Annotated in this window: 8 protein-coding genes; 5 read left to right on the top strand and 3 right to left on the bottom strand. The window is 74.8% G+C overall.

Annotated elements, in window-relative coordinates; all coding sequences use genetic code 11:
• Positions 1 to 93: 93 nt before the first annotated feature.
• Positions 94 to 702 (bottom strand): ester cyclase, encoded by a 609-nt coding sequence (locus tag ACWDD9_RS42490; RefSeq protein WP_049657844.1) that lies wholly within the window; start codon positions 700 to 702, stop codon positions 94 to 96.
• Between the two features lie 92 nt (positions 703 to 794).
• Positions 795 to 1,520: an SDR family oxidoreductase gene (locus ACWDD9_RS42485; protein WP_049657846.1), complete on the bottom strand. Its 726-nt coding sequence runs from the start codon at positions 1,518 to 1,520 to the stop codon at positions 795 to 797.
• A 131-nt stretch (positions 1,521 to 1,651) separates the two neighbouring features.
• Between ACWDD9_RS42485 and ACWDD9_RS42480 the strand changes: the two genes are divergently transcribed.
• Positions 1,652 to 2,578 carry a LysR family transcriptional regulator gene (locus tag ACWDD9_RS42480; RefSeq protein ID WP_234348613.1) on the top strand — a complete coding sequence of 309 codons (927 nt, stop codon included), beginning with the start codon at positions 1,652 to 1,654 and terminating at the stop codon, positions 2,576 to 2,578.
• A gap of 60 nt (positions 2,579 to 2,638) precedes the next feature.
• Here ACWDD9_RS42480 and ACWDD9_RS42475 read toward each other — a convergent pair whose 3' ends face one another.
• Positions 2,639 to 3,034 carry an ArsR/SmtB family transcription factor gene (locus tag ACWDD9_RS42475; RefSeq protein ID WP_074003144.1) on the bottom strand — a complete coding sequence of 132 codons (396 nt, stop codon included), beginning with the start codon at positions 3,032 to 3,034 and terminating at the stop codon, positions 2,639 to 2,641.
• Between the two features lie 109 nt (positions 3,035 to 3,143).
• Between ACWDD9_RS42475 and ACWDD9_RS42470 the strand changes: the two genes are divergently transcribed.
• From ACWDD9_RS42470 to ACWDD9_RS42455, 4 genes are all read left to right on the top strand, one after another.
• Positions 3,144 to 5,126 carry a heavy metal translocating P-type ATPase gene (locus tag ACWDD9_RS42470; RefSeq protein WP_449814618.1) on the top strand — a complete coding sequence of 661 codons (1,983 nt, stop codon included), beginning with the start codon at positions 3,144 to 3,146 and terminating at the stop codon, positions 5,124 to 5,126.
• A gap of 120 nt (positions 5,127 to 5,246) precedes the next feature.
• Positions 5,247 to 6,191 carry a DUF5996 family protein gene (locus ACWDD9_RS42465; RefSeq protein ID WP_449814617.1) on the top strand — a complete coding sequence of 315 codons (945 nt, stop codon included), beginning with the start codon at positions 5,247 to 5,249 and terminating at the stop codon, positions 6,189 to 6,191.
• An 83-nt stretch (positions 6,192 to 6,274) separates the two neighbouring features.
• Entirely contained in the window at positions 6,275 to 7,195 is a 921-nt protein-coding gene (locus ACWDD9_RS42460) for a siderophore-interacting protein (RefSeq protein ID WP_449814620.1), read from the top strand.
• A 129-nt stretch (positions 7,196 to 7,324) separates the two neighbouring features.
• Positions 7,325 to 9,241, top strand: coding sequence for a glycoside hydrolase family 5 protein (locus ACWDD9_RS42455; protein ID WP_449814616.1), 1,917 nt, complete (start codon positions 7,325 to 7,327; stop codon positions 9,239 to 9,241).
• Positions 9,242 to 9,386: the final 145 nt, after the last annotated feature.

Below are 9,386 nucleotides of genomic sequence, written 5' to 3'. Positions count from 1 at the left end.
TTCATCAGCATCGTCCGGCGCCGCGGCGAATCCTCGATTCCGATCACCGCGCCGGCGATCCACGCGACCTTGGCAGTCAGGGACCGGGCGGCGTCAGGCACGAACGCCCAGTTGGGCCAGCAGGGCGGTGTTGTCCTCGATGTGCCAGTCCTCGGTGATCCGGTCGGTGCCGACGTGCTGGATGTCGATGGCGTTGAAGTCGACGCTCTGGCCCTGGCCCCGCACGCCGTCGAAGGTGCCGGTGAAGTGGCCGCGGAAGACCAGGCGGGCGGTGATCCTGTCGCCGGTGACCAGGAGGTCGGAGAGTTCGCAGGTCAGGTCCGGCACCGCGGCGCGGAAGCTATCCGAGGCGAGGAGCGGCCCGGCGGGGCCCTGCGGACGGCCGGGCGGCAGGGTGTTGTCCCGGAAGTGCGGGCTGATCGCCGCGTCCAGGTAGCGCTGCTGCCCGGTGTTCCAGAACGTGTACAACTGCTGTGCCAGGTGGACCTCCTGGGCGGCGCGCCGGGCGCCGATCGAGTGGTCCACGGTGAGGGCCTTCGGCTGGACGAGGTCGGGCGAACGGTCGATCAGGCGCTGTGGCCAGTCGTGTGCGGAGTCGTGGCGGCCGGTGTCGCGGGCGGGGGCGGCCGCCACGGTGCCGGCCGCCAGGCCGATCACCGTCGCGAGGACGGCGGTGGTGCGGATCAGGGTGCGCGAGTTCATGGGACCGGTTCCTCGGATCGGGGTGGGCACGCCCGCGGGTGCGGGCGTGCCGGGGGAGGGGTGACACCGCGTCGGCCGCGGCGGGCCGGAGGTCAGGCGAGCCGGCCGCCACCGTCGACGTGGAGCACCGTGCCGGTGACGTACGGGTTGTCGATGGCGTAGCGGACGGCCTTGACCAGGTCCTCCGGGGTGCCGACGCGTCGGGCCGGGTTGCGCTCGGCGACCCCGCGCAGGAACGCCTCCTTGTCGGCGCCCAGGCCGTCCCAGGAGCCGGTGTCGACGATGCCGGGGGAGACCGCGTTGACCCGGACCGGCGCGATCTCCACCGCCAGCGCCTGCACCAGGAAGGCCAGTGCGCCGTTGGTGGTGGCCATCACGGTGCGCGCGGGCGCCGGACGCCACGCGGCCACGCCGGAGAAGAAGGTGAACGAGCCGCTCGCGGAGACCTGCCCGGCCAGGTGCTTGGCCAGCAGCAGCGGGCCGATCACCTTCGCCGCGAACGCCCGCTGGACGTCGGCCGCTTCGAGATCCCGCAGCGGGCCGTTGGCCGGCATCGCGGCGGTCGAGACGAGGTGGTCGAAGCGGCCGGCCCGGGCGGCGAAGTCGGCGATGGACCGCTCGTCGGCGATGTCCAGGGCGATCACCTCGGACGGCCCGGACAGTTCCCCGGCCGTCCACTCCAGCTTGCGCGGGTCCGGGCCGGCCAGTACGAGGGTGGCGCCGTCCGCCGAGGCGGCCTTGGCGAGGGCCTGGCCGGTGCGTGAACCCGCACCGACCACGACGAGTCGCTGACCCTGGAGGGAGGTGGTGTCGGACATGGCGGAACTCCTTCGAATCATCGGGGGATCGGCCGCCCGCTGCTTCCCGTCGGCGGCCGCACCACGACCCTCTCCCGACCAGCGATGATGAGTCCAAGGCTTGTTATCTACCGCAGCGATAAAATCTGTTCATGGCAATGCCGACGCTCAGACAGCTCGAATATCTGGCCACCGTGGTCGACACCGGATCCTTCACCCGGGCGGCCGAACAGCTGCACGTCACCCAGCCCGCCCTCTCCCACCAGATCCGCGCCCTGGAGGTCGCCCTCGGCGGCCCGCTGCTGGAGCGCCTGCCGCGCGCCGTACGGCTCACCCCGACGGGCCGGGCGGTCCTGCCGCACGCCCGCGCCGCGCTGGCCGAGGCCGAACGCCTGCACGCGGCGGCCCGCCGGACGGCCGGCCTGGAGGAGGGCGAGCTGGAGGTCGCCGTCGTCTACTCGGTGAGCCTCGGCGTCCTGCCGCCCGTGCTGCGGGACTGGCGCCGCCTGCACCCCGGCGTGCGGATCCGGCTGCGCGAGTACGCCCACGCCGACCGGCTCCGGGAGGCCATGGCCGAGGGGCGCGCCGATCTCGCCATCGGCCCGGTGCCCACCGGCTGGGAGGGGCCGATCAGGGAACTCGGCGTCGAGGAGTTCACCGTGGTGCTGCCCGCCGAGGACCCGCTGGCCGACCGTCCCGCCGGTACGGTCGGCCTGGCCGAACTCGCCGACCGCGACTGGGTCCACTACGCCCCGGACAACGGGCTCGCCGACCTGCTCGACCAGGTCTGCGCCCGGGCGGGTTTCCATCCCAGGGCGGCGATCCGCGCCGAACAGACCTCTGCCGCACCGCTGTTGGCCGCGGCGGGGCTCGGGCCCGCCCTGGTGCCGGCCGACATCGTGCCAGCCCACTTCGAGGGCGCGCTGCTGCGCCCGGACCCCCCGGTCCTGCGCACCCTCACGGCGTACACCCGTACCCGTCCCGACCCGCTCACCGTGGCCTTCGCGGACCTGCTGGCCCGGCGGGTGCGGATCGGTCCCGAGGTGTCCCGGAGGCCGGTTCCCGACGCGTCCGGCTGAGAACGGTTGGGGGCGGCCGAGGACGGCTGCGAGCGGACGACGCGGGCGGGCCCGTGGTGCTCAGCGGGTGGCGGTGCCGACCGGCTCGTCCGCGTCCTGGGGGTCGTCGGCGTCGCTGAGTCCCAGGCGCAGGTGCTCGATGTGGTAGACGGCCTGGTCGAGCAGCGCGGCGACGTGGTTGTCGTAGAGCGCGTAGACGACCTGGCGGCCGTTGCGCCGGCCGATGACCAGGCCGAGGTTGCGCAGCAGGCGCAGCTGGTGGGAGCAGGCGGACTGCTCCAGGCCGACCTCGGCGGCGAGCTCGGTGGCGGCGCAGGGGCCCTCGCGCAGCCGGGAGAGGATCAGCAGCCGGGAGGGTGTGGCCAGGGCTTGCAGGGTGGTGGCCACCCGGGCAGCGCTGGTGGCGTCCAGGCGCGTGTGCGGGACGGCGGTGGCGGGGGTGGCTCCATGACCCATGCGGGCAATACTACAACTGATAGATGAAGGGGCCTTCATATGTTCATGTATCGTGAGTGAGTCACCGGCTCCGCCCTGCCCAGGCCTGCCCCGAAGGGTCCCGTCCGCCATGTCCTCCACCACCCTGACCGAGCGCCCCGCGTCCCCGGGCGCGCCGCGTCCGGACACCGCGCCCCGGCGGCGCACCCGGGTGCTGTCGCTGCCCGAGGCCCGCTGGGCCGCCGCCGCGACGGTGCTCTTCCTGGTCGCGCTGCCGCTCCAGCTGACCGGCGCCCCCGCCTGGACCTGGGGCCCGCTGTACGCCCTCGCCTACGCCACCGGCGGCTGGGAACCCGGCTGGGCCGGGCTCCAGGCGCTGCGGGAGAAGACCCTCGACGTCGACCTGCTGATGATCGTGGCCGCGCTCGGCGCCGCCGCCGTCGGGCAGGTCATGGACGGCGCGCTGCTGATCGTCATCTTCGCCACTTCCGGCGCCCTGGAGGCGCTGGCCACCGCCCGTACCGCCGACTCGGTGCGCGGACTGCTCGACCTCGCCCCGGCCACCGCCACCCGGCTGCTGCCCGACGGCGGCGAGGAGACCGTGCCCACCGAGCGGCTGGCCGTCGGGGACACCGTGCTGGTCCGGCCCGGCGAGCGGATCGGCGCCGACGGGCGGGTGCTCGACGGCGCGAGCGAGGTCGACCAGGCCACCATCACCGGCGAGCCGCTGCCGGTCGCCAAGCAGCCCGGCGACGAGGTGTTCGCCGGCACCCTCAACGGCACCGGGGCGCTGCGGCTGCGGGTCGAGCGGGACGCCTCGGACACGGTGATCGCCCGGATCGTGCAGCTGGTCGAGGAGGCCTCCGAGACCAAGGCGCCCACCCAGCTGTTCATCGAGAAGGTCGAACAGCGCTACTCGCTCGGCATGGTGGCCGCCACCCTCGCCGTCTTCGCCGTCCCGCTGGCCTTCGGCGCGGCCTTCACCGGCTCGCTGCTGCGGGCGATGACCTTCATGATCGTCGCCTCCCCGTGCGCGGTGGTGCTGGCCACCATGCCGCCGCTGCTCTCCGCCATCGCCAACGCCGGACGGCACGGCGTCCTGGTCAAGTCCGCCGTCGTGATGGAGCGTCTGGGCCAGGTCGACGCCGTCGCCCTCGACAAGACCGGCACCCTCACCGAGGGCACCCCGCGCGTCACCGACCTCCGGCCGCTCACCGGCTCCGGCCTCGCCGAGGCGGAGCTGCTGGCGCTGGCGGCCGCGGCCGAGCACCCCAGCGAGCACCCGCTCGCCCGCGCCGTCGTCGACGCCGCCCGCGACCGCGGCCTGACCCCGGCCGCCGCCGAGGACTTCGGCTCCACCCCGGGCGTCGGCGTCACCGCCACCGTCGACGGCCGGGTGGTCGCGGTCGGCGCGCCCGCGCGGCTGATCAACGGCCGTACCGACGCCGCGTGCGCCGAAGCCGCCGCGCTGGCGGCCGAGTTGGAGGAGGCCGGCCGCACCGCCGTGCTGGTCGAGGCGGACGGCGTCCCGGTCGGCGTGCTCGGCATCGCCGACCGGCTGCGCCCGGACGCCGCCGCCACCGTCACCGCGCTGACGGCCCTCACGGGTACCGCGCCGATGCTGCTCACCGGCGACAACCCCCGCGCGGCCGCCCACCTGGGCGCCGAGGTCGGCATCACCGACATCCGGGCCGGGCTGCTGCCGCAGGACAAGGTCGCCGCCGTCCGCGAGCGGGAGGCGGCCGGACGGAAGGTGCTGGTGATCGGCGACGGCGTCAACGACGCGCCCGCGCTGGCCGCCGCCCACACCGGCATCGCGATGGGCCGGGCCGGCTCCGACCTGGCGCTGGAGACCGCCGACGCGGTGATCGTCCGTGACGAACTGGCCACCGTCCCGGCCGTGGTGGCGCTCTCCCGGCGGGCCCGGTCCTTCGTGGTGCAGAACCTGGTGATCGCCTCGGTGTTCATCACCGCCCTGGTGGTCTGGGACCTGGTCGCCACCCTCCCGCTGCCGCTGGGCGTGCTCGGCCACGAGGGCTCGACCGTCATCGTCGGCCTCAACGGGCTGCGGCTGCTGCGCGAGGCCGCCTGGACGAGGGCGCGCGCCCTCTGACGGGTCCGGAACAAGGTCGGACCGAGGCCGGCGCGTCCCCCCGGCGGGGCGCGCCGGCCGAGGCCGTGCGACGCCCGGGTGCGGATGCGGGGCGGCCCCCACCGGCCTAGCGTGGCCCTCATGGAGCTGTTCCCCCCGATCCCGCTGGCCCAGTGGCAGGACTCCAAGGCGACGGTCCACCGCTTCGCCCAGGTCGTCGGCAAGATCCGCCTGGCGTGCAGCGTGCGGCGCAACCACTGGTGGAACGTCCCCTACCACCTCACCGGGCGTGGCATCACCACCCGCCCGATGGCGGTGCTGGACGGGGGCGGGACCTTCTGCGTCGACTTCGACTTCGTCGACCACCGGCTGGTGGTCTCCTCCTCGGACGGCCGCACGGCCTCGTTCCCGCTCACCGGGCAGTCCGTGGCGTCGTTCTACCGCCGTACGCTCGACTCCCTCGCGGCGGTCGGCGTGCCGGTCACGGTCTCGCACCCGTTCCCGTTCGACCTGCCCGACGCCGGCCGGCCGTTCACCGAGGACACCGAGCACGCCGCCTACGACCCGTTCTGGGTCAACCGTTACTGGCAGGTGCTGAGCCAGGTCAACCTGCTCCTGGAGGAGTTCGCCGCCGGCTTCTGCGGGAAGATCAGCCCGGTGCACCACTTCTGGCACACCTTCGACATCGCCGTCACCCGGTTCTCCGGGCGGGTGATCGAACAGCCGCGGACCGTCGACCCGGTGACCCGTGAGGCCTACTCCCGCGAGGTCGTGAGCTCCGGTTTCTGGTTCGGCGACGACTCCTTCCCGGACCCGGCCTTCTACTCCTACGCGGCCCCCGAGCCCGCCGGCCTGGCCGACAGCCCGCTCCGGCCCGGTGCCGCCCGCTGGGTCGAGCGCAGCGGCAGCCACCTGGCCGTCCTGCCGTACGACGAGGTCCGCGGCCGGGAGGACCCGCGTGCCGTGGTGCTGGACTTCTACGAGTCCGTCTACGAGCCCGCGGCCCGCCTGGCCGGCTGGGACGTCCGGGGCGAGGCCTCGCCCGGCGGCATCACCGACCCGGTGGCGGCCGGGAGCGGCGACTGACGGGAACGGCGACTGACGGCGGACCAGGGCGGTGAGCCAGGGCGGCTGTCCACGACGCGGAGTTTAGGTTAGCCTCACCTAAGCTGCGGTGCGCGTCGAGGACGTACGGACCGGCACGGCCGCGGCGTCCGCCCGTTCGCTGGAAGGAGCCCGCCCTGTCCACCGTCACCGCTCCCGCCCGTTTCGCGCTCTTCCCCCTGCGCGTCGCCCGCACCGCCGGGCTCACCCCGCACCTGGTCCGCGTCACGCTCACCGGTGAGAGTCTCACCGGGTTCGTCAACGGCGGCCTCGACCAGCGGATCAAGCTGCTGCTGCCGCTCCCCGGGCAGTCCGAGCCGCTGATCCCGCCCGGCGACGGCGACTTCGGCTGGTACCAGAGCTGGCGGGAGGCCGACCCGCGGGTGCGCCCGGTGCTGCGCACCTACACCGTCCGCGGCCAACGCCGCGACCCCGACGAGATCGACATCGACATCGCCGTGCACGGGGACCTCGGCCCGGGCTCCCGGTGGGCCGCCACGGCCACGCCCGGCGACCGGGTGGTGGTCTGCGGACCGGCCGTCGAGGAGGCAGGCGGCGTGGAGTTCCGGCTGCCCGCCGACCCCGGCTGGGTCCTGCTGGCCGGGGACGAGTCGGCGCTGCCCGCCATCGCCGCGATCCTGGAGGAACTGCCCGCGCACCTGCCGGTCCGGGTCTTCGCCGAGGTGGACGGGCCGGCCGAGGAGGCCTACCTCCCGGCCCAGCGAGCGGGAGTCGAGACCGTCTGGCTCCACCGCCGCTCCGGCGCGCCGGGCCTCACCGGGGCGGTGCGCGCCGCCGACCTGCCGGACGGGCGGCCGTACGCCTGGATCGCGGGCGAGGCGGCCTCGGTGCGCGAGCTGCGCCGCCACCTGGTTGGCGAGCGGGGGATGGACCGGCGCGCGGTCTGCTTCATGGGCTACTGGCGGGCCGGGCGCACCGAGGACCAGCGCGCCGAGGACGGCCCGGGGGAGGACGGCGAGGACTGAAGCGGGGGCCGCCGGGGAAGCGCCGCCGCACGCACCCTCCCGGAACATGAGGTTCCGTCATATTGTCGTTCTCGCCGACGGCGCGCCCGAGCGCCGGGTGCCGGCCCGAGCCACCTCACCACAGCGGGGATGACGATGAAGAGTCTCGCGGCGCGCCTGCTCGCCCTGGTCGCGGCCCTGCCGGTGCTCGCCGTGCTGGCTGCGGGCCCCGGCATCGCGGCGCCGGACGGCGGAGCCGGGGCCCGGCTCGCCGCGTCCTGGACCGGCCCGCTGAGCACCCGGGGGCGCTACATCGTCGACGCCGACGGCGACCGCTTCAAGCTGAAGGCCGCCAACTGGGCCGGAGCCCAAGGGACTTGGCAGGGCAGCGGTAGCACCGACGACCCGGCGAACAACCAGGCCGGCCAGGTGTCGCACAACCTCCCGCTGGGCCTGGACCGGGTGTCGGTGGCCCGGCTGCTGGCCGACTTCCACGGGCTGGGTCTCAACAGTGTCCGGCTGCCGTTCGCCAACGCGATGATCCACGACACCGCCCCCGTGCCGGACTCCGCCGTCGCCGCCAACCCGCAGCTGCGCGGCCGGACCCCGCTCCAGGTGTTCGACGCCGTGGTGGCCGCGCTGACCGCCGACGGCTTCGCGGTGATCCTCAACAACCACACCACCAGCTACCGCTTCTGCTGCGGCCTGGACGGCAACGAGCGGTGGAACAGCGGCCAGTCCACCGCGCAGTGGGAGGACGACTGGCTGTTCATGGTGAACCGCTACAAGGCCGACAAGCGGGTGGTCGGCGTCGACCTGCGCAACGAGGTCCGCCGGGACACCTGGGACGACCCCAACTGGGGCCTCGGCGACGCCCACGACGAGTACGCCGCCTTCGAGGAAGCCGGCAACCGCATCCTGCGGGCCGACCCGGACCTGTTGGTCGTCATGGAGGGCATCAACTGGTACGGCATCCCCGCCGCGGGGTTCAGCCACGGCCGCCCGATGCTCACCCCGGTGCGCAATCTGTCCCACACCCTGATCGACTCCGGCAAGCTGGTCTACGCCGCGCACTTCTACGGCTACACCGGCCCGGCCAACACCGGCGCGGGCAGCGGCCCGGGATCCACCAGCGACCCGCGCTACCAGGACTTCACCCCCGAGCAGCTCGCCCAGGTGGTGGACGACCAGGCGCTGTTCGTCACCCGGGCCGGGCAGCACTTCACCGCCCCGGTGTGGATCAGCGAGTTCGGCGCGGGCGGCCGGGGCTCGACCGACGCCAAGGAGCAGGCCTGGCTGCACGCGTTCACCGACATCCTGGTGCGCGGCGACACCGACTTCGCCGTCTGGCCGCTGGTCGGCTGGGCCGACGCCGCCGGGCGGCCGCAGGACAGCTGGGCGCTGCTCTCCTACGGCCCGGACGGCGCCCGGACCGGCCTCACCGACCCCGGCGACTGGCGGGCCGCCGACTGGACCCGGCTGGTCGGCGCGCCGTCGGCGAGCGGCCCGGTGCCCGCCGTCGACCACTGGAGCATGCTCGCCCTCGACCACGCCGACCAGGTCCTCTCCCGGCGGATGCTGGCCCGCCCGGACTGGAGCCCCGGCAACCGCAAGGGCGACTGCCCGGACGGCCTGCGGCTGACCGCCCTCGCCCGCGGCGACAGCCGGGCCCTGTGCACCGACGCGGGCGAGCCGGCCGTGGGCGGCGGCGACTGGACCACCGTCACCGACGGGCGCTACGTCACCGCGGGGGACTGGGCGTCCGGCTACGACAAGCTCCAGTGCCCCGACCGCAGCTTCGCGGTCGGCTACAGCGTGCGCGCCAACGCCATGGCCGCCCTGCTCTGCGCCCCGGCGGCCGGTCCGCTGCCGCTGACCGGCCGCACGGTCTGGTTCGACCGGGGCGACAACCGGCCCGCCACCGGCGGCTCGGTGGCGAGCGACTGGGCGCCGGGCCGCTACAAGGGCCAGTGCGCGGACGGCGAGTACCTGGCCGGCGTCGCGTCCACCTGGCAGCGCCTCCAGTACGGGGCCCCGGCCGCGCTGCTCTGCCGCCCGCTCGGCTGATTCGGCGGCTCCCCGGGGCCGAATCGGCGGGCCCCGGGGCTGATCCGGCGGTGGCTGCTGGGCCGCTCCGGCGACGGGCGCTCAGCTGATGCGGCGACGGCCCGGACCCGATTCGGCGAGGGCTCCGGGGGTCCGGGGGCCGACG

This window comes from Kitasatospora sp. NPDC001119 (genome assembly GCF_053598475.1).
This window is presented reverse-complemented; position numbering and strand designations above follow the sequence as displayed.